The sequence below is a fragment of the Photobacterium ganghwense genome, assembly GCF_003025595.1.
Taxonomy (GTDB): Bacteria; Pseudomonadota; Gammaproteobacteria; order Enterobacterales; family Vibrionaceae; genus Photobacterium; species Photobacterium ganghwense.
Genome location: NZ_PYMI01000002.1, coordinates 949,022 through 970,659, shown reverse-complemented (window position 1 = coordinate 970,659; position 21,638 = coordinate 949,022). Strand labels below are relative to the sequence as shown.

Below are 21,638 nucleotides of genomic sequence, written 5' to 3'. Positions count from 1 at the left end.
AGAATCGGGTAACATGCAACAGACCCAAAACGATACAACGCTTAGCGGCATGGTTTAGGCGTGCAGGTATGCCTTTAAGGCTTCACCAGGAATTGAGCTTTGTGTACTGACGGCAAATGATGCCCATTTCGCACCTTCACGCATCGCTTCCACAATGGATTGCCCGCTGACCAAAGCATGAATCAGACCTGAAGCAAACGCATCACCGGCACCAGTGGTATCCACCACTTCCGCCGCGACAGCAGGAACCGAAACCACATCTTCCGCAGTAAAGACCGTGGCACCACGCGGGCCATCAGTGACGACCATGTAACGCAGTGAACGACCGGCGATCGACAACCCGTATTCCCAAGGGGTCAACGCTGTTCGGCCCTGCCAGTCAGAACGTGACGTAATCAGCACATGGCAAGGTCTGCTGCGATCATCTTTTGCCAGCTGTGCTATCACCAGTGTATGAGGCAACGCAGCCTGTGCCCAGCGTTCACAGCCCTGTGCCGATGAATTAATGTACAGCGCATCCCAAGAGGAAAAGTCAGGCGGCGAATCCAGAGTAAACGGTGGTCGTTGCGGGCGCACGATCGTTCGCTCGCCATCGGGTGTCATCATCAATAACAGCTCCGGGGTTGGTACGTCATTGCGGTGCAACAAACTGCAGTTAAGCCCCAACAAGCTGGCTTCAGCCAACAGCCAATCCGCCGTCTCATCTTTTCCTACCTGGCTGACTAATGCCACCTGATGACCCGCCCAGATCAGCCCCAGCCCGGTATTTGCGCCACCGCCCCCCAGCCGACGTCCTTTATCCTGATAGTGATGGCGTCCACCGGTTACCAGCGGTTCTTCCAATTGCAACACCCGATCGCAATTCAGGTTTGCGATCAACATGATCTTCGCCAACTGCTTCTCTCCGTTAGAATTATTATTCCCAGTTATTCAATCTGAGTGTGACAGAAAATAATGACAAAAAAGCCGTACGCGATCACGTACGGCTTGTTAAATTCAGACCTCTGTCTTTTTACCGCTTAGCTGTAGTCAGCGTAAGGGTTTGACTGAATTAATGGAATCGCTTTAGCAAACGCAGAAAGCTTCACTTCATCCTGACACAGGGTCACCGAATTTTCGTCCATTACCGCTTCACCGAAATGATAACGGATGGTCTCCTGTCCGATGCATGCCGCTTGGTCATTTTCGGTCGCTGCCTGACGAACCGTATCGTTTTTGTCAGCATAACGTGCCATTGCCTGCGTACCGTACTTTTTGCCCAGCATTGTCATGGTCTGTTGCGGCGATAAAACCAGCCCTGAAGCATTGTTACCGCCAAAACCTTTTGCGTTGATAATCACCGCTTTATAGTCTTCCCCTTTTTCACCGGCAAACTTATGATCGGTGAGAATATTCAGGTTCGAATGGTGAACATCATCGGCGATTTTTTCGATGGTTTTGATACCGGGAATCCAGCCGTATTGCCACACGCCCAGTGAAGCCACCAGCTGATCAGCCGGAGCCGTACCCATGGAATGACCGACATACGATTTGATTGCCGCTACAGGCCAGGCATCAATCTCAAATGTCTTGGCGACTTCGTTCAGAATATGACTTTCAGTCACGCGGTTTTGCGGTGTGCCGGTACCATGAGCCTGAACAAACGTCTGCTTCACGCCGTCTTTACCCAGAATGGCCTGAGCCAGTGCCGCAGCTTTAGCGACTGTCACGTAGTTACCCACACCCGGCGCTGAAATCGATTTTTTATTGGCATCTGCATGTACGAACACATCCGCTACAGCCCCGTGAATCGTAGCCCCAAGCTCCAGTGCCAGCTCATCATCCATCAGAACCACAAACTGTCCGGACTCAGCCATGGTAAAACCGGCATTATCCGAAAACGGACGGCAGGCACGACGGTTGTCAACTTCATCGCTGTTATCCAGCGCTTTTAGCTGAGCATCTTCCGCCAGTGCGCCCATTACTCGGAAGCCTTCCATCACTTCAGCAACGACCGGCGCTTCTGCATTGCCGACGATCGCGACACGTGCAGTGCCCTGCTGAATATCCTGCATGCCCTGGCGCAGGTTATACAGGAAAGAAGCACATGCGCCCATATTGGTTCCGGTCGCGCCAACGCTGTTAATGACGTAGCCGTTAATGAAGTCTGCCGGCATTTCGGCAAAGGATAACGCCATCATTTTGGAACTGACACGACCGCCGGTCAGTGGTGCAGCCAACATACCCGCCAGGGAATGATCATCAATCTGAGACAAGGCGCTGCCGGCATATACCGACACCTGATCCGGCTCAATATGGCCAAGGACAGTTTCCCAGTCCATACCCAGCGAGTTGAGGGCATCTGACGCACCGTAGACAGTCAGCTGCAAACCACGGGGATGGAAACGCGAGTTATAAAGCTTGCCCGGCTCAAAACCCGACGGAATATTGCCACCGCTGGTCACCGGAAAACTAACACGGTCTTCAAGCAGCGCATTCAGTTCACCGGTAACAGTAATGTTGACCTTGCTGCCCTGCTCTTCCACCTGCCAGTTAGCCGGAATATCGGCAGGCAGTTTGGATTTACGCATGCTAAAACGGATCGCTTCACTGCTGTTCAGCGTGGTTTTGTATTGGTACAGAAGGTTATCAGGGTCAAAAGATTCGATTCGGCGCACCAGAGTACCAGCTTTGATGGCCTCAATGATTTCAGCATCAGGTTCAGTGCCATCAGACAGCCCCATGCGGTGTGCCAGATCCTGCCAGGTTGACTGCATATCAGCATCGGATAAGACATCCGCGACCATGCGCTTGTAGCTGTGAAAGCCAGAGCTACGACCTGCAGCGTTGATTCCGCCGAATCCGACAATTACGGGTAATTTTGACATCCTAAACCTACTTGTTCATGTGGAGTGGCACTAGATTATCACTTTACACTGTTCATTCACCTAACATCTATGCCATTATCACTGAAATTTGCGCCAATATTGGCCGTGTGATTGGAGTCAGCATGAACGTTGGTTTTTTACTTTTTCCTCAGGCGCTCATTACAGGAGTATCACTGGCCGCAGAAATGCTCAGCAGTGCTGCCAGCCTTCGCGCCCGAAATGAACAACGTCGTTCCCCCTTTTCAATCCGGTTGATTGCGCCAACCCTGGCACCCACAGAAGCCACGGCCGGATTACGGTTGCAGCCGGATATCACCTATCAGGATGAAGCGACGTTTGACATTTTGATTGTGCCACCCATGTGGGGAAACCCCCTGCGCTCCCTTCACCATAACCCGGAAATTGTGCCCTGGCTGCGCACCCACTACCGAAAAGGAGCCAAATTGATGGCCACGGGGACCGGTGTCACCTGGCTGGCTGAAACAGGTCTGCTCGACGGACAAGTTGCTACCACACACTGGTATTATTATGACAAGTTCGCGGCACGTTACCCGAAAATCACGTTACACCGAAAAGCCTCAATTACCGCAGCCAATGGCATTTACTGCACCACCAGTATTAACTCCCAAACCGAAATGGTGCTGTATCTGATTGCGGAAAAGTACGGCCAGAAAATCGCCAAAACTATTGAAACCCATTATGGGCATGAAATTTCAAAGTCGACTCAGCAGCCTTTCTACCAAATCGGTGGCCAATTACAGTTTGATGAGTCAATTGCGCTGGCGCAGGATTGGATGAAACGAAATCTCGATAAACCCATTACAGCCCAGAGTGTCGCCGATCATTGTCAGTTACCGCTGAGAAGTTTTAACCGGAAGTTCAAGGATCAGGTCGGCGAAACGCCGCACCAGTACCTGCAGCGTATCCGTATGGAAACCGCCCAACAGTTATTACGCGATGTCGGAATGTCAGTACAGGATGTTGCCGAGCAAGTGGGATATAAAGATGCCTATCATTTTTCAACCCGCTTCCATCAGCAGTTTTTACTGACGCCAAGCCAGTATCGTCGAATGGTAAAAGCCAAAACATACAACCCGTGAGTCATTTCTCATAACTGGTAACTGGTAACTGGTAACTGGTAACTGGTAACAATCTTCCAGTAGTAAACGGTACCAAATCAACATGATGGCACGATCAAGGCCAAACGGACCAGAAACGTTAAACTCTCCGCTAGGATGTTTCGCCATTGATACACATGCACTTTGTCGAATATCACTATGCTAGGTAAGAGTGCAGACAAGCGGGATGCTCTTCACCTGTTTGGTGGCTCGCATAGGTTACACGGCAGAGGTTGATGTATGTGTCGTTTTTTTCTGGTACTGGTGTGGGGGCTGAGCTTTTGCTTTTTCCAGGTTCAGGCAGAGGTTTTACCGACCAGTACAACACAGCTTTCTGAAAATCAGTGCAGACTTGATTTATATCATCTGGAAAAAAACCGGCAAAAACAATTTGTCAGTACCTTTCAGGTGGCACTGATCACCGATAATCAGTTTCGTCAGCGTTTTGTGGCGTTGAAAGCCGGCATTGACCATCCTGCCGGTTTTGAAAATATCCGCTATTTCCGTACCGGTTCACCGGTCGAGGTCTTTACGGCGAACTGGCGAAAAAACGGTAATCTTCACACTGTTGCAAGGCTGGTGTTGTTGGGAGGAACCAGTGATAAGCAGGGATTTGACGTACTGACCAAACTGATTGTCGAAGATAAAGGGCATTTTGAACTACTCAGTGATGCCGATTCCTACCGCTTTAACATTCAGCCCAACGACCTGAAAGCGTTTCTGACTTGCGTCAATACTTACTATCACTAGTCAATCATGAGCTTTCGCCCGAACCACTGTCCTGCATGGCAGTATTGCGCGATGGCTGTACGTGCGCCCCATAATAAAAACGCCAGCAATTGGCTGGCGTTGAGAAATTCATTTCGAATGGCTTATTGGGCAGAAGCCGGTTTGTGAGTAATATCTTCAAACTCACCATCAATCGTTTTGCCATCAGTGTAAACGCGGGTAAACCCTTGAAACGTTGCCTGCTGTTGAACCGCGTCTTCGTAAGCGGCTTGCATTTTACGTTTTAAAAACGGTTTGGCAATTAAGGCTGCCACACCGATAAACAGCCCCATTACCGCTGCAAACATCAGGGTAAAGAAACCTATCACCAGGGCAAAAACACTTGCAATCGCATTTTTCATAGCTCAAACCTTCTATCATTTGTGTACAGCAAGCAGTCTATCGCAACTAAAATGAACCAATCATGAACAGACGTGATTCTTTTCCCTGCCAATCCCGTCTTGATAGACCTGAATCAACAGTTTTCATGAAACACACTGCTGATCGAAAAAGCCCTCGAATGAGGGCTTTGTGTTTTATTTAACAGTCTATCAACCAAAAATTGGACTGTTATTTGGCAGCGACCGGTATACCGAGACCACGTACGTCATTGACACGGGGAATCTCAAATACCGCCGGAGTCCAGGCTGGCACCGACAATTGCCCGTCCGCAAATGCGGCAGCACTCGCCAACGCTGAAGTGTGAAGCGGACTCAGAGTGAGATCCGTTGACCAGTCCAGAATTTGTGTGTCACCGGTTGCATTAATGACAATCACCAGACCATCTACACTCGTGTCCAGATCTGCACCGCTTGAAGTGCCGTTATCAATCGACATCACAATCAAACCGGCCTGCTGTTCTTTACCTGTGTTATGAAAATCCACCCGTTTCACAACTTCTGCGCCGGTACCCAGTGTAATCAACGGATAATGTTTACGCAGACTGGCCAGCTCTTTATAAAAAGTGACCATTTGCGTCATATCGGCACTGTCAGGCTGAGTATTGGTGCCAGCGGTGGTCAGCACTTTGTTAATGAGCGCATAGTTATCACCGTCCTTATCCTGACGCGGCAGCCCCTTATTCCAGTTGTTATCTTCCAGCGTAAAGTCAACGCGGTTGAACCAGTCACCGGAGTCGTAAGAGTCACGCTGCATGGATTTCGAGCGCAGCAGTTCAACCCCCATATGGGTAAACGGCACACCCTGCCCCAACATGGCTGTAGCCAGCGATACGGCCTGCATTCTTACACGGGTTTGCGTATCTACATCAAAGCCGATTTTGTACTGGTGGTTATCCCACAATGTCTGGTTATCGTGCTTGGAAACATAGTTCTGGATCTCGGTCGGATCAACAGCATAACCGGCCGGAGCACCGTTGTAATCCAGCTCTTCACCGAAAATAATCTTCCCGGTCGCGTCCTGGAATCGGAACTGTTTCAGGTTGCCGGCCATACCCAAGCGGGTCAGATCTGACAGGTGCAGGGCGGTATCACGAGACACCGTATTGTACTCATTGGGTAAAACCGCTGCGCCGTTACCAAAGCCCTGGTTCTGGCGTATTCCTTCACCACCGTCAAACGGACCACCGCCACGAACGGCATCACGAAGACGATCTGAGAAACTGCCGATTCCTGTGCCACCCAGATGAGGCTGCGTAGCCTGAATAAACTGAGCGTCGTTGGCCACTTCACCGAAGTTCCAGCCTTCGCCATAGAAGTATGTATTCGGATCAACTGCCTGTACCGCTTTCAGCGAACGCTGCATCTGCGCCAGCGGGTGGTGCCCCATCAGGTCAAATCGGAATGAATCAATTTTGTAATCCCGTGCCCAGACAACCAAAGAGTCGGTAATCAATTTTTCAAACATCGCCCGCTCAGGTGCCGTATTCGAGCAACACGTTGAGTTCTCAACACCGCCCGTTACCGGATTCAGGCGCTGATAATACCAAGGCACAATTTTATCCAATACGGAAGTCTTGGATTCCGGACCCGCAGCATTGGTGTGGTTATACACCACATCCATCACTACATTCATACCGATTTGCGATTTAATGGCGTGAATGGCCTGACGCAGCTCAAGAATACGCGCCGTACCCTCGGCATTGGTGGCGTAAGAACCTTCCGGCACTGTGTAGTGGTAAGGATCATAGCCCCAGTTGAACCCGTCAGTTTCAGAGATAAAACGGTTCAGTTGCTGCACAACCGGATTATCAGGCGTGTCTTCCTGCCGAAGATCGCTCAGCACCTCTGAAATCAGCTTTCCACTGGTACAGTAGCTGCCAAATGACGACGATGTCACCGCAGGATTGACCGTACACAGCTTACTGAATGGCGCATCGATGTTCGCCGTTGCCGCCGGGTCTTCATTTATCGTCGCGATATCAAAGATTGGCAGCAAGTGGAGATGTGTGGTTCCGCTTTCACTCAACGACTTCAGGTGTTTAACCGGAACGGACTCAGATTCCGTAAACGCCAGGAACTTCCCTTTGTGGGTCGTGGATGCATCCAGTGCAGAAAAATCACGTACTTGAGATTCATAGATCACAAAGCGGCTTGGATTGGTCTGCGCAACCGGGCGTTTCAACTCATCCCAACCGTCTAGTTTTAACGCCGGATCATTCAGATCCACGACCTGACTGAATTCGGAGTTGAGAGACAGGCTTAACGAGTATGGATCCGTCACTTCGTATTCCATGATCCCTTTGCTGACCGGGTGATACACTTTCACTTTATAGCGATAAAAATCGCCTGCGGCAAAGTCCCCGGATGTCAGCTCCCATGCACCGCTTTCCCGATTAAAGATCATCGGATAACTGGCCTGAGCGGTTTTATCCTGCCCATATTTCACCAAAGAAACTGACTGAGCTGTTGGGGCCCATAGCGCAAACTGGACGTCGCCACTGTTAATCACGGCACCGAAAGTGTGTTTCGCTGCGGTTGAGGCATACAAAGCATCCAGCGCTCCGGCAGGCTGAACCTGCGTAATGACCAGAGGTTTATCCTGACTGTCATAAGCTACCGCAATCAACTGTCCTTTCAGCAGATCTTTAGCTGACAATCCCACGTCCGTAAAATCGAGCTGCCAGCTTTCCAGCTCACTGAGGTGAGGAAACTCCGTTGCCCAGCTGTTGCTCCCTGCTCTATGCGCAGAAATCACACGGTCGACCTGATTGAATGTCTGGCGGTTCGCATCATAGGCGATTCCAGCGTTTTCAGCATAGAGCAGCTCGACACGGCTGGCTCCCGCTTCCATTGCCAGTATGTCGCCTGTTAACCAGTGAGCGGATGCACCGGAAAGCTCGGCAGCGGGCAAGGTTGCCATCGGACGATAGTACACAGTGGCGTTTCCGTTGAAGGTAAATGCAACATACCCAATTTTGGCAGCCGCTTCGAGATCCAAGCGGGAATCACTAACCAATGGCTTTTCATCGCCACGGTGCGGTATCACGTTCACACATTGCTGGCTGCCCGCTTTAAGTGGAATATCCCAGTAGCCGCCATATGTCTTACTGGAGCCAGTCAGCGGTAAACCGCTGTCCCAAGCCGTATCGTCGCCGCCAAAGCTGTCGCAGTTTGCATCATTCCAGGCATGGAGTGTCATACCGCCAATGTCTTCCTCTCCCATATTGAGGTACAGACGAAGCGTATTGGCCGGAAGTGGCGGGATATACTCAGGGAACACCGCCGCAATACCAGACTTGGTAAACACGTAGTTACCGTCGGCATGCACCTGCGAAAGCGCCAGTTTGGCATTGAAATCACCCAATGGCTTATCGTTGTTGGCGTCACGCGGGATAAAATTCACACACTGTGAAGCATTATCGTTGATATCAATAATCCAGTAAGCTCCCAGCTCTTCATCAACACCACTGACTGGTAGTCCTTTCTCCCAGCTGGTTGCTGTACCTGCGTAATTGCTGCAACTTTCATCATTCCACACATATAGGGTATATCCGCTGTAATCCTGCGTAACGGATGACTTGGCGATGTCATTATTCTTAAAGTAAATCGCTGCCTGATTCTCGCCGATAGCGACTAATTTACCGGATTCAACACTCCCCGGATTATTTTCTGATGATGAGTTATTGCAGCCAGCCAGCAAAAAAACAGAGCACAGCGGCATGATGGCTTTCGCCACAGCAGACATTTTAAAATTCACGTAAATTCCTTGGTCGTCATTACCTAATTGGGGGGAAGTAATGCTGATTGGATTGTTATTATGGCGGGAACCATACTCAAAAGCGTGATATGCAAACCGTGATCAACAGCAACCAAATATAGTTTAATAACAACAAGTTAAAATGTTTTGGCTCTAAATCACTGTTTGTGCGGACGAGAGGTTTTTTGCTTTGTTGCACAGATGTTTATAACAGTCACAAAAATGCCGGTATCTGATCAGGATACCGGCATCAAAGAGGTATTCAGCATCGTCTGAATAAATTCGTGCTCATGACAAACATGGCTAATCCAGTCCAATACTTACCCCTACCGAAAAAGTGTATGCAGATAAATCATCATGCCAGAGTAAGCTGCTGGCTTCAGCATACCCATACCAATCGCGGTTAAACGCCCCTGATAACCCAAGATGCATCCGGCCATAAACCTTGTCATTACTGTCGACGACGATAGGTAGAATCGTGCCCGAATAATTGGATTTTAGTTGCGAGATCACCCGCTGATTACCACTGGCCATATCATAGTGAAGATAACCTTTGGCATAGGGTTGAAATACGCCAAACGGTGTCCGAAAAGGATGCGATACACTCAACCCGGAAATCAGCATGGTCGATTCAAGCGCATCAACGTTTTCAACTTTCGTGATCAAATAATTAGAACTGGTTGTTGAGACCCTCTCAGAATAACGATCCGTATCCGATAAGGTGTATTGCAAACTGCTTTCCAGCGCGATATTCAGGTAGTTATAGCTAAACAGGTATCCGCTGCCCAGTGAAAAAACCCAGATATCCGAATCCGCTTCGTTGGCGTTGTTAACCACCGTATCGGTATACATGGTGACCTGGCGTTCAATGTCGGTATCCATCACGGCATAGCTGGCGGTAAAATCCAGATACCAGTTATCCCGAAAGTAACTGAAATAACCAGATGCAATCAATCCATCGATTTCCGTATCCTTCATTTCGTTACCTGACTGATAAAACGGCAGCCCAAGGGTCAACCCGAACAGATAGTTTTCCCGAAATAGGTAATCGCCTCCCAATGTCAGCGAATAGCCGCTGTGTTCCTGCTCTTTGGACGTATTCAGGCCACGGGGTTTACCCATTGACTTGTTATCTACTCGCACATAGCCGCCGATGGCTGACGACGAGTCTCCGTCCAATGCCGTATCGTTATAGACGGCTAGTTCAGAATTGACCGGCAAAGAATACAAAGAAAACGGGTCATAACGTAATGTCGCACGATTTGACGACGCACGGTCAGACAGGCCATTAAAACGAATACCCGAAGACGATGCAGAATCCAACTGCGATCGTACTTTCTTATCAACCTTGTCTACCCTGACATTGCTCGCCATTACCATCAGATCTGATACGGCACCGGACATTTCTGCAGAGATCCGACTACTCAGTGATGCTTCGGCATCCTGCTCTTGCGCCAGTCCCCACATTGGTGCACACATCAGGCATGAGGCTGAGGTAAAGCAAATCCATCCCCTCAACGACATCTTCATAGCGTCCCCCAATGACAGTCACGACTCCATTTTTGGTTTTATCGCACCACCCTGACTGGCTGTATTCGAGAAACTGTCGTGTTCATAGCGCGACTCGTAAGCTGTCTGTGGTTTACCGGAGCGTGATTTACTTCACATTGAACGAACTGAGTATAGAAAACAGCCATGAAGTTTTTGTCGCAAAAAAAATACAACCTTTGCGCCACTTTGCCAGCACAATATTGCACACAGCAATGAATACCATTACATATCAGGGAGATAGGGAAAATTCTAATGGGTGAGTATTGAAACAGACTTATGCGGATACAAAAGAAAAATAGTGAATATTCTTATACTTAATTTTCTATAGACAGATTTATACCAGTCCGTAAATACTTATGACATTTTACTCTATAAGAGAAAAAATTTGCCTTGTGTGACGCTACTGCCAGATGTATCAACAGCTGAATGACTATACTTATGAAAATCCCAGATTGCGGCTGATTATGAACCCATCTACAGCATTTGTTTCCTGCTCATTACTTGTCGCTAGTACCGTCTCTTTCGCCGAAGAACCACACATCATCGCCAAGGATATTTGTGAATGTCTTAGAGCGCCGTATCAACAAGCTGAAAGCGTCATGAGCATGTTGTCAGATGCTGAGCAAAGTGGAGATTTAACCCGAGTTGTCCAGTCTCAGGATGAGATGATGGCTATTATCAACACCGCAAAATTTTGCATGGAAAATGTTAAACACAATTACCCTGCACTGGAGCATGATGATGAATTACAAAAAGCCGTTTTGCAGGAAACAGAATTGCTCTGCCCCAGCCCGATTATTCAGCGTAAATAGCCGATTCTTGATGCCCCCGCTCTATCTTTTCAACCAGTGACCTTCAGGCTTACATCTATGACAAAATAGAGGCATGAGTAGGCTACACAGTGGATAAAACAGTACTGACTGGGCCTCATAATACAAAATAGCTATTGTTATCACCTTGTTTTGAGAGACTTTACTATCTGGTCTGCTGGTTCTTATAGCCACCAGAACCCTGGACTTGCTCATCGTAATCCACTGTTTTGCTATTATTCATGGGTTTGCCTTCATCCGTACTCAGGTTTTCAGCAGACATAAAAAAACCAGCGCCTAAGCACTGGTTGAGAGTTTTGTCAGCCAACGGATGTGAGTGACAAAATAGTTTATGACTAGTTTGGCTGTGTTAGCCATCGGTCTTTTCAGGCACTTCGTGGTATTCATTCAGTGCATTAGAGACTTCAATCGGCAGCTTCTGGCGAACATAGTCACCCGGAGCTTCACCACGTACCGGATAGTTTGCACTTCCGGCAACACGCGGTGCGACCGGTTCACCCTCTTCAAACCCAGCCAGCCATTCATTCCAGTGTCCCCACCAGGAACCGTCATGGCGTTTAGCGCCGTCCAGCCAAGCTTCCGGATCATTCACAACCTTACCGCTGGTCCAGTAACCGTACTTGCCTTTAGCAGGATGGTTAACAATGCCAGCAATATGGCCGGATTCACCGAGAACAAACGTCATCTTGCCGCCTAGGTTACGTGCCCCACGGTAAGTTCCCTGCCAAAGCGCAATGTGGTCTTCCTGTGTCGAAATAAAGTAAGTCGGGATCTTGATCTTCGACAGATCAATATACACACCACGTACTTTAAATCCTTTAGGGTCGACCAGTTTGTTCTCCAGATAGAACTGACGCAACAATGTGCTGTGACATGCTACGGCGATATTGGTACTGTCACCGTTCCAGTACAGCAAATCAAAATCGATTGGGCTGTTGCCTTTCAGGTAGTTATTGACGTAGTAGTTCCAGTAAAGGCTGTTTTCACGCAGCAGACTGAACGTTACGCTCAATGAACGACCATCCATGTAACCTTTCGCTTCGTTCTGTGCCTCAATGGCCGAAATGATCGGGTCATTGATGTACGCACCGATTTCTCCCGGTTGAGAGAAATCCAGCAACGTTGTGAAGAACGTCGCGGATTTGATGCGGCTACGCATGCGCTTACCAGCGTAGTACGCCAATGCAGTTGCCAGCAATGTACCACCAATGCAGTAACCTGCGGCGTTCATTTCGCTGACACCAGTAATATCTTCAACAACATCGACCGCTTTAACGACACCGTCAACGACATAATCGTCAAAGTCGACATCAAACATGCTGGCATCCGGGTTACGCCACGACATCATAAATACCGTGTGTCCCTGCTCTACCAGCCAACGCGCCATCGAGTTTTTCTCACGCAGGTCGAGAATGTAGTACTTGTTGATGAAAGGCGGTACTACCAGTAATGGCGTGGCATTCACTTTTTCTGTCAGCGGCTTGTACTGAATCAGCTCAAACAGGTGGTTTTTATAAACCACTTCACCCGGTGTATTTGCAACGTCTTTACCCAGCTCGAACGCAGAATCATCAGTCATACGGATTTTAAGCACATCCGCACTGGATTGAATATCCTGTTGCAGCAGCTCCATGCCTTTCACCAGGTTCGCACCATTTGTTTCAACGGTCAGCTTTACCAGTTCCGGGTTGGTGGTAATGAAGTTCGTTGGTGACAGGGCATTAATGGCCTGACGCGAGAAGAAACCCAGGCGCTCTTTTGCTTTTTCATCCAGCCCGTCGATCGAATCGATCGTCTCTTTCATCTTGTTGCTGAACAACAAATATGACTGCTTGATGAAATTATAAAACGCCTCATTTTCCCACGCAGGGTCAACAAAACGTTTGTCATCTTTTTCCGGCTGGACAATATCCGGCTCATTGTCACTTTTCATCGTGACGTTTTGCCAGATCTGCATCTGATTTTCCCACCACTCCATTTGAAGCTGTGCGAGCACTGCCGGTTGCGCAGCGGCCTTTTCCATAAACTTGGCCGTGTCATCGAGGCTGACTTCATTGAGGGCTTTATTTAAAGGCGTATTCATGGCTGCCTTGCCTGAATCCATCTCCTTCCACCATGCCTGGTTGAGTTCCTGGAGCTTGGCAAAGTAGTCCGTAAAGAAGTTCTGGTTCATTACAATGACCTCTATATCGGGACTAATAAAGCCGCTCCCGAACGGGAGCGGCTGAGTGGTCATTTGAATTACGCTGGGTTGACTTGCTTTACATTTTCAGCAACTAGCTCATCAACTTCTGTCTTGAAAGACTGAGCGATAGAAGCAAACTTGTTGCTGTCGTCGATCAGCTGTTGAGACAGCTTAGTCAGCGTTTCCAGCTGCTGGCTGTTGAAAGCAGCGAAAGACTGAACATCTTTCACTTCGCTCACAGCTTTAAGCTGAGACAGGCCCAGATCGCTATAAGCACGAACGGCTGCCAGTTGAAGTTCAGTCAGTTCTTCAACGTTCTTCGTGAACACTTTGTTGAACTTAACGTATGGTGCAAGAGTTTTCTCAGTCTGCTCAGAGAAAGATTTGAACATTTCCGTATACATAGCTTGTTTCCTTCATGCCAAGTAATGAATGTTGTGCCCGGGCCATGGTTCAAACCGGGCACTAGTTTGAATGCCTATCTAATTAAACGTTTTTGAGTACGATTGCCGTACCCATGCCGCCACCAACACAGAGGGTGGCAAGGCCATGCTCTGTACCACGACGGCGCATTTCATGAAGAAGGCTGACAATAATACGGTTGCCGGATGCGCCCAGAGGGTGACCCAGTGCAATCGCACCACCATTTACGTTTGAACGTTCCGCCAAATCTTCCACTTGAACGTCCAGATCATCAGCCAGCTGATGCAGGACACCCAGCGCCTGACCGGCAAACGCTTCGTTGAATTCGAACAGACCGATGTCATTAATAGACAACTCTGCTTTCACCAGGGCTTTTTGTACCGCCGGCACAGGGCCAAGACCCATGATTTCCGGGGCAATACCTGCTTGTGCGTAGCTTTCAATTTCAGCCAGCGGGGTCAGACCGTATTTAGCAACGGCAGCTTCAGAAGCGACGATAATCGCACTTGCGCCGTCATTGATGCCTGATGCGTTACCCGCTGTGACAGAACCGCCTTCAGCCTTAAATGCAGGACGTAGTTTGGCCAGCCCTTCAATGCTTGCATCCGCTTTTGGATACTCATCCGTATCGACAACAGTGGTCTGGCGACGTACTGTCACTTCAACCGGAACGATTTCCTGAACAAATTTACCTTGCTCAATGGCCGCTACGGCTTTCTGCTGGCTGGCCAGTGCGAAGTTATCCTGCTGCTCACGCGTCAGGCCAACTTTCTCCACCACGTTTTCAGCCGTTACGCCCATGTGGTAGTTGTTAAATACATCTGTCAGACCATCAGCAATCAGCAGGTCAGACAATTGCAGGTTACCCATCTTCTGACCATCACGGATGGAAGAGCCCGGCACACAGAAAGGAATCTGAGACATGTTCTCGGCACCCGCCGCAACAACCAGATCCGCATCGCCAGCTTTGATATGCGCCGCCGCATCCATGACTGCTTTCATCCCGGAGCCACAAACCATATTCAAAGTATAAGCAGGGACCTCATTTGGCACGCCTGCATACAGGGCTGCCTGACGACCAGGACCCATGCCCTGACCTGCACCAACTACGTTACCCAGAATCACTTCATCCAGGTGCTCTGGTGCAACTTTCGCTTCTTCCAGAGCGGCTTTGATTGCTGTAGCAGCCAGTTGTGCCGCTGAAACAGATTTCAGCGCGCCGTTAAAACTGCCAATAGGCGTACGTTTAGCTGCAACAATATAAACTTTTGACATAGTGCTTAGCGTCCTTACTCAATCGAATGTGTCAATTAGTGCATGTACAGACCGCCGTTTACCGACAGTGTCTCGCCGGTAATGTAGGCAGCGGCATCACTTGCCAGGAATGCAACCGCTGCGGCAACTTCTGCCGGTGCAGCCAGACGTTTCATCGGAATTTCTGCTTTGATGCTGTCCAGCACTTCAGGCTTGATGGCTTCAACCATTGGAGTGCCTGTGTACCCAGGAGCAATTGCGTTGACGGTAACACCAAAGCGCGCGCCTTCTGCTGCCAGTGCCTTAGTAAAACCAATCATGCCTGCTTTTGCCGCAGAATAGTTTGTCTGGCCAAACTGGCCTTTAAGACCGTTCACCGAAGAGATATTGATAATGCGAGCATTACCATGATCACACATTGAAGCGAACAGAGGATGGGTGACGTTGTAGAGACTGTTCAGGTTAGTGGTGATCACTTCGTCCCATTGCTCTTTGGTCATACGCTTAAATGTGGTGTCGCGAGTGATTCCGGCGTTGTTAACAAGTACATCAATCTTGCCTTCCTCTTGCAACAAAGTTGTTAAAGCTTCTTTACAATACGCCGTATCCGTCACATCCAGAGGGAATAAACGAACCTGTTCCTCTGAATAATTATTTTCCTTAAACCACTCTTTGGCTTTTGCTTCACCATTAGGGAAATAAGTTGCAATAACACGATAGCCCGCTTCGACCAATCCTTGTGTGATAGAAGAACCAATACCGCCTTTAGCGCCAGTTACTAATGCTGTTTTACTCATTACAGAAGACTCCATTTCCATCATGATGATGATAAAAAACCCTTAACTACAATTACTTGCCTATCATTGTTATTAAGGGCCACTAACCAACGTGAACCGAATGTCAGTTCAGTTTCTAATCTTTGTTGCATCCTAGCGAGCTAAAAAGACACTTGGGTGACTTTTCTATTGCATAAATATTATAAGAACACAGGCACATAGATATATCAACCAGGGGAATTAATGGTCGTACCAAATATTCCTGCATAGAATCACACTTATAAAATGCAACGACCTTAACCATCAAATGTGTCAGTATTGTTATATTTTGATAAGCATATTAAATGCCAACTTTAGAACACCCTGAATAATTATTTAAATTCAGCGTTTATAGTGGTGGGAGACTGAATAAAGATTAAATTTATCCAGCCTTTTCAACGAAACTTGCACAAAAATAATGCATTAAGCTCACTAAAAATGCGCAACCAGTAAGTGGTTTAAAAAGAAAAAAAGCAGATAGGAATAATTCGTATCTGCTTTCTGTTTATATTAATGCGCTTTATTTCATAAGAAAATTAACTAAGCATTCCCTTAGTAATAATAAAATCAATTATCTCTGGTAGACCTTCCCCTTGTTTCAAATTTGTAAAAACATAAGGTTTATTTGGCCGCATTCTCGCGGTGTCCTGATCCATCACGGTCAAAGATGCACCAACATAGGGCGCGAGGTCGATTTTATTAATCACCAACAGATCTGATCGGGTAATACCCGGCCCGCCTTTACGTGGAATTTTCTCTCCTTCCGCGACATCGATCACGTAAATCATCAAATCCGCCAGCTCAGGGCTAAAAGTCGCACTGAGGTTATCACCGCCGCTTTCGATAAAGACGATATCCAGGTTTTCATGCAGGGCACACAGTTCCTCAACAGCAGCCAGGTTCATAGATGCATCTTCACGAATTGCGGTATGCGGACACCCTCCGGTTTCCACTCCGATAATTCTGTCTGCGGCCAGCGCTTGCGCCCGGGTCAGAATTTTTGCATCTTCCTGGGTATAAATATCGTTGGTCACGACAGCAATGTTGTACCGGTCCCTGATTGCCTTGCACAACACTTCAAGCAAAGCCGTTTTTCCGGAGCCAACAGGCCCCCCTACACCGATTCGTAACGGTGAATGTGATTGATTCATGATCGCTTCCTTAAGATCGATATAGTCGGGTGTACTGGGTTTCGTGACGAGCGCTGGCAATGACCTGAGCCGGAGTAAAACTCCCTATCTCATGGTCAGCCACATACTGTGATGCGGCCACAGCATCCGATAAATGCTCGGATACCGTCATCAGAATCTGCTGTCCCGCGGTCTGCCCAAGCGGGATCAGCTTCACTCCCGCCATCGTAGCATTTTCCAGCCAACTCCAGAGATAACCGGCACATAACGCTTCTGTGCTGATGCCCCACCGGGTGGCAGCCAGTGCAAATCCAGCCAGTTGAGAAGCTCTTACGAGCTGAATCTGTTCCTGAGTTAATGCGGGTTCCAGTTGCTCCAGTAAGCGGGCGGTTGCCCGCCCTCGCTGTAACTCTTCCTGCCGAAGTTCCATCGTTTCCCTGCTGGCTAATAACCATTCATTCCATCGCCTGGCTTGCTCGTCATCCTGAACAGTAACAGCCTTATATAACCGCCTGAGAATTGGCAGCTCAAGGGTCACCAGGCTGTGATGCAAAACATCCAACAGCCAACCTTCGAAAGTGACACTGTCACTTACCCATCCAGCTTCGATTGCCCACTCTAACCCTTGCGAATAAGTAAACGCACCAATAGGTAGTGACGGACTAATCAGCTGATACAAGCGAAAATTTGAAAGTGTTTGCGGGCACTCTGTCATCGCGTGATTCCGTCAATTAACCGGCCAGGACAAGTACCACGCCACTGACGGCTACCATTGCACTCTGCCATTTCGGGCTCACTTTACGGCCAAGCAGATAGCCGGTGCTGATTAGTAACGAGGCACTGCCGATCATGCCTGTGGCAAATCCTGCCAGCGCATTACCACTGGCTTCAAGGCCATGAGCCCAGCCATGAAACAGCACCAGTGATACCGCCAGTGTTGATAGCAAGGTAGATGCAGCTCCCTGGCGGCGATACAACGCCACGGCTGCAACGCCGACAGACGCAAGGATCATCGCTTCTATGCCTGTCGCAAACCCGCTCAAGGCTCCCATCGCCATGCCAGCGAGCAGCAGGACAATGGCTGACACCATCACCCGAACGGCATGTGAACGCTGTGCCATCTGAGATGCGATAAAGCCAACCCCGATCAGCATGACCAGATGATCAAATCCGGTCAGCGGGTGCAGCAATCCCGCCATCAGGCTGCTGTTTTCCAATAATTCATCATGTCCGGGATGCGCCCAGACGGATCCAGAGCTCAGTAATGCCAACCCAGTCAGAAGAGGGGTCGTGAGTGCGTGAGACAGTTGCTTGAGATGTGTCATCATTATTTCCTTATTTTTTTGTTAGTCAGGCTTCCCGCCAATAAAGGATGAAGTCATCCACTTTTGTCGTTCTTTACCAATTTAGTGATGGTGGCTGTTCTGGCTGCTTTCGTGGACACTTTCGCGGTTAGTTCCGTGATTGCTATTGTCGCTATTTTCTTGATGACGCTGGTGGTTACGGCTACTACCATGGTGACCGCCATGAGCCCCGCCATACGCCCCGTCTTCCGGTTCAAAAGGGGCACACTCAGCAGTCACCTTTGCACCAAGCCCCTCCACCATGGCATCAAGCACATGATCGGTCTGATAGCGTACCCACTCCGGACTGATTTGCAGCGGAACGTGGCGGTTTCCCAGGTGATAGGCCACTCGGGCCAGCAAATGCAGATCCTGACAGTAAACCGTCGATACAGGCTCAGCAGCCGCTTCTACTCTCACCCGCTCGCCAAACTCGCTTTCAAGCACGTCACCGTGTCGCAGAATCCGGCCTCTTGGCAGAAACAAGCGCACTTCCGTTCCGTTTGCCAGCTGCGTCAGGAATCGGCTTTTAACCCGATCATCAATAGAGAGACTTAATGGGTGCAGAGACTCTACGTCCGCCACCTCTGAGGCATCAGCTGCCTGAATGTGTTTCGTTAAAACCAACATGGCATCCCCTTAAAATAAAAAATACCGCTGAGCCATTGGCAATACCGCCGCAGGCTCGCAAACCAGTAGTTCACCATTGGCGCGAACCTGGTAAGTTTGTGAGTCCACTTCAATCTGTGGCTGCCAACTGTTGTGCACCATATCGGCCTTGCGGACCGTCCGACAATTTTTCGCGGTACCAATCAGACTCTGCAGACCGAGTTCCGCGGGTATGCCGTCATCTACAGCCTGACGGGACAAAAAGAGCATGGAGGTATTCGCCGCTGCACGGCCAAAACTGCCGAACATCGGCCGATAATGTACGGGCTGTGGCGTCGGAATAGACGCGTTGGGATCCCCCATTGGTGCAGCTGCAATCATGCCGCCTTTCAGAATGACACTGGGTTTAACGCCGAAAAAAGCCGGTTTCCACAGCACCAGATCGGCCAATTTTCCCACTTCCACAGAGCCGACCTCATGGCCGATCCCATGTGTAATGGCAGGGTTGATCGTGTACTTGGCGATGTAGCGTTTAAGGCGGAAGTTATCACTGTAGGCAGAATCTTCCGGCAAGCTCCCACGCTGAACTTTCATCTTATGCGCCGTCTGCCAGGTACGGGTGATCACTTCCCCCACTCGCCCCATTGCCTGAGAATCCGATGCGATCATCGAAAATGCACCAAGATCATGCAAAATATCTTCTGCGGCAATGGTTTCACGGCGTATACGGGATTCCGCAAAGGCGACATCTTCCGCAATTGACGGAGAAAGATGGTGGCATACCATTAGCATATCCAGATGCTCATCCACGGTGTTGACCGTATAAGGGCGGGTCGGATTAGTCGATGACGGCAGCACATTGGATTCGCCACAGGCGCGGATAATATCCGGCGCATGCCCACCACCGGCTCCTTCGGTATGGTAGGTATGAATGACCCGGTCGCCGATAGCCGCCAGTGTTGATTCAACAAAACCCGATTCATTCAGAGTGTCCGTATGAATGGCAACCTGAATGTCCGTTTCCTCGGCGACACTCATGCAGTTATCAATCGACGCGGGTGTGGTTCCCCAATCTTCATGCAGTTTCAGGCCAATCGCTCCGGCGGCTACCTGCTCTCTGAGCGGTTCCGGTAAACTGGCGTTGCCTTTGCCCAACAGCCCGAAATTCATCGGAAAACCGTCAAGCGCTTCAAGCATCCGGTGGATATTCCAGGGGCCGGGGGTACAAGTCGTGGCATTCGTGCCTGTGGCTGGCCCCGTCCCACCGCCAATCATGGTGGTGACCCCTGAGCACAGCGCTTCTTCAATTTGCTGCGGGCATATGTAGTGGATGTGTGAGTCAATACCACCGGCGGTCAGAATAGAGCCCTCACCGGCCAGAATCTCCGTCCCCGGCCCGATCACTATGTCTACCCCTCGCTGCACATCAGGATTCCCGGCCTTTCCGATTCCCGCGATACGGCCATTTTTCACCGCAACATCGGCTTTCACGATGCCCCAATGATCAAGGATGACGGCATTGGTGATCACCAGATCCGGCACCTCTGCACACAGGGCCTGACTTTGTCCCATCCCATCACGGATCACTTTTCCGCCGCCAAACTTCACTTCATCGCCGTAGCTGGTGAAGTCTTTTTCGACTTCTAGCCAGAGCCCGGTGTCAGCAAGCCGTAATCGATCGCCGACCGTCGGGCCAAACATTTCCCCATAAGCTTGCCTTGATATTTTTGCCATTCAGCACTCCGATTGCATTGTTCTTTTCCGCTGTTCCTCAGCAGCATGGCGTGTACAAAAACACGGCGCCCATGCAGTGTTTTTCTTTAATTTTCAAATCAATAGTTGCTTTATGTTTAGTTCAGCGTTCTAACACGACCGTTTTGCAGAAACCGGTCCCATCACCTTGCCCTGAAAGCCATAAACTACCCGCTTCCCCGAATAGCTGACCAGTTCAACGGTGCGGGTCTGTCCCGGTTCAAAACGCATTGCTGTTCCGGCAGCGATGTTCAGCCTGAAGCCCAGGGTAGGTTCCCGTTCAAACCTCAATGCGTCATTAACTTCATAAAAGTGATAGTGAGAACCGATCTGAATGGGTCTGTCACCGACATTGGCAACGGCAATCGTCAGAGTGGGCAATCCAATATTCAGCTCAATGTCACCTTGAGCCACTTGCAGTTCGCCAGGGATCAAAGCACCAGATAGGATCCCAGCTTTATCTTCGGGCAGAGTAGACATAGCAGCCCCCTACACAATCGGATCGTGCACGGTCACCAGCTTGGTTCCGTCTGGAAACGTTGCTTCAACCTGAACGTCATGGATCATTGAAGGCACCCCTTCCATGACATCCTCGACAGTCAGGATCGTGCGTCCGTGATCCATCAGTTCCGCGACACTTTTTCCTTCGCGAGCACCTTCAAGGATCGCCGCACTGATCAACGCGACAGACTCCGGGTAATTGAGCTTTAAGCCTTTTTCTTTGCGCCTTTCGGCCAACAGTGCTGCTGTAAAAAGCAGCAACTTATCCTTTTCTCTTGGGGTCAGTTCCATCTATAGCCCTATGATTTATATAGTCAGTTTGTCACGTATTGTT

Annotated in this window: 18 protein-coding genes and 1 pseudogene; 3 read left to right on the top strand and 16 right to left on the bottom strand. The window is 49.3% G+C overall.

Annotation, left to right across the window (positions count from 1 at the left end):
- Window positions 1-54 precede the first annotated feature (54 nt).
- A complete protein-coding gene (locus tag C9I92_RS10155) occupies window positions 55-894 on the bottom strand; it encodes a PfkB family carbohydrate kinase (RefSeq protein ID WP_047884430.1) in 840 nt (279 codons plus the stop codon).
- A 125-nt stretch (window positions 895-1,019) separates the two neighbouring features.
- The gene (locus tag C9I92_RS10150) at window positions 1,020-2,867 is read right to left on the bottom strand and encodes a beta-ketoacyl synthase (RefSeq protein WP_047884431.1); all 1,848 of its coding nucleotides are present in this window, start codon (window positions 2,865-2,867) and stop codon (window positions 1,020-1,022) included.
- A gap of 122 nt (window positions 2,868-2,989) precedes the next feature.
- On the opposite strand from C9I92_RS10150, the gene C9I92_RS10145 reads away from it, so the two are divergent.
- Both C9I92_RS10145 and C9I92_RS10140 read left to right on the top strand, forming a co-directional pair.
- Entirely contained in the window at window positions 2,990-3,967 is a 978-nt protein-coding gene (locus tag C9I92_RS10145; protein WP_047884432.1) for a GlxA family transcriptional regulator, read from the top strand.
- 258 nt (window positions 3,968-4,225) lie between these two features.
- Window positions 4,226-4,735, top strand: a complete 510-nt coding sequence (locus tag C9I92_RS10140; protein ID WP_047884433.1) for a hypothetical protein — start codon at window positions 4,226-4,228, stop codon at window positions 4,733-4,735.
- A 122-nt stretch (window positions 4,736-4,857) separates the two neighbouring features.
- Here C9I92_RS10140 and C9I92_RS10135 read toward each other — a convergent pair whose 3' ends face one another.
- The 3 genes from C9I92_RS10135 to C9I92_RS10125 all read right to left on the bottom strand — a co-directional run bounded on the left by C9I92_RS10135 (window position 4,858) and on the right by C9I92_RS10125 (window position 10,441).
- Window positions 4,858-5,115, bottom strand: a complete 258-nt coding sequence (locus C9I92_RS10135) for a hypothetical protein (RefSeq protein ID WP_047884434.1) — start codon at window positions 5,113-5,115, stop codon at window positions 4,858-4,860.
- A gap of 208 nt (window positions 5,116-5,323) precedes the next feature.
- Window positions 5,324-8,899, bottom strand: a complete 3,576-nt coding sequence (gene pulA / locus C9I92_RS10130) for a pullulanase-type alpha-1,6-glucosidase (protein ID WP_047884822.1) — start codon at window positions 8,897-8,899, stop codon at window positions 5,324-5,326.
- Window positions 8,900-9,214: 315 nt separating this feature from the next.
- Window positions 9,215-10,441: an autotransporter outer membrane beta-barrel domain-containing protein gene (locus C9I92_RS10125; protein ID WP_084712503.1), complete on the bottom strand. Its 1,227-nt coding sequence runs from the start codon at window positions 10,439-10,441 to the stop codon at window positions 9,215-9,217.
- A gap of 485 nt (window positions 10,442-10,926) precedes the next feature.
- Between C9I92_RS10125 and C9I92_RS25275 the strand changes: the two genes are divergently transcribed.
- A complete protein-coding gene (locus C9I92_RS25275) occupies window positions 10,927-11,274 on the top strand; it encodes a hypothetical protein (protein WP_157038310.1) in 348 nt (115 codons plus the stop codon).
- 367 nt (window positions 11,275-11,641) lie between these two features.
- Here the strand turns inward: C9I92_RS25275 and phaC are convergent, their stop codons facing one another.
- From phaC to ureA, 11 genes and pseudogenes are all read right to left on the bottom strand, one after another.
- Window positions 11,642-13,465, bottom strand: a complete 1,824-nt coding sequence (gene phaC / locus C9I92_RS10115) for a class I poly(R)-hydroxyalkanoic acid synthase (RefSeq protein ID WP_047884437.1) — start codon at window positions 13,463-13,465, stop codon at window positions 11,642-11,644.
- 68 nt (window positions 13,466-13,533) lie between these two features.
- Window positions 13,534-13,881, bottom strand: a complete 348-nt coding sequence (locus C9I92_RS10110; RefSeq protein WP_047884438.1) for a phasin family protein — start codon at window positions 13,879-13,881, stop codon at window positions 13,534-13,536.
- Window positions 13,882-13,963: 82 nt separating this feature from the next.
- Entirely contained in the window at window positions 13,964-15,175 is a 1,212-nt protein-coding gene (locus C9I92_RS10105; protein WP_047884439.1) for an acetyl-CoA C-acetyltransferase, read from the bottom strand.
- Between the two features lie 35 nt (window positions 15,176-15,210).
- A complete protein-coding gene (locus C9I92_RS10100; RefSeq protein WP_047884440.1) occupies window positions 15,211-15,951 on the bottom strand; it encodes an SDR family oxidoreductase in 741 nt (246 codons plus the stop codon).
- 554 nt (window positions 15,952-16,505) lie between these two features.
- Window positions 16,506-17,120, bottom strand: a complete 615-nt coding sequence (gene ureG / locus C9I92_RS10095; protein ID WP_047884441.1) for an urease accessory protein UreG — start codon at window positions 17,118-17,120, stop codon at window positions 16,506-16,508.
- Between the two features lie 10 nt (window positions 17,121-17,130).
- Window positions 17,131-17,814: an urease accessory protein UreF gene (locus C9I92_RS10090; protein ID WP_047884442.1), complete on the bottom strand. Its 684-nt coding sequence runs from the start codon at window positions 17,812-17,814 to the stop codon at window positions 17,131-17,133.
- A 16-nt stretch (window positions 17,815-17,830) separates the two neighbouring features.
- Window positions 17,831-18,424 (bottom strand): HupE/UreJ family protein, encoded by a 594-nt coding sequence (locus tag C9I92_RS10085; RefSeq protein ID WP_053061762.1) that lies wholly within the window; start codon window positions 18,422-18,424, stop codon window positions 17,831-17,833.
- A 162-nt stretch (window positions 18,425-18,586) separates the two neighbouring features.
- Window positions 18,587-19,072 (bottom strand): annotated as a pseudogene (gene ureE, locus C9I92_RS10080) (urease accessory protein UreE); the annotation flags it as partial.
- A gap of 9 nt (window positions 19,073-19,081) precedes the next feature.
- The gene (gene ureC / locus C9I92_RS10075) at window positions 19,082-20,785 is read right to left on the bottom strand and encodes an urease subunit alpha (RefSeq protein ID WP_047884445.1); all 1,704 of its coding nucleotides are present in this window, start codon (window positions 20,783-20,785) and stop codon (window positions 19,082-19,084) included.
- A gap of 129 nt (window positions 20,786-20,914) precedes the next feature.
- Window positions 20,915-21,283 (bottom strand): urease subunit beta, encoded by a 369-nt coding sequence (locus C9I92_RS10070; protein ID WP_207104081.1) that lies wholly within the window; start codon window positions 21,281-21,283, stop codon window positions 20,915-20,917.
- A 9-nt stretch (window positions 21,284-21,292) separates the two neighbouring features.
- Window positions 21,293-21,595 carry an urease subunit gamma gene (gene ureA / locus C9I92_RS10065; RefSeq protein ID WP_047884446.1) on the bottom strand — a complete coding sequence of 101 codons (303 nt, stop codon included), beginning with the start codon at window positions 21,593-21,595 and terminating at the stop codon, window positions 21,293-21,295.
- Window positions 21,596-21,638: the final 43 nt, after the last annotated feature.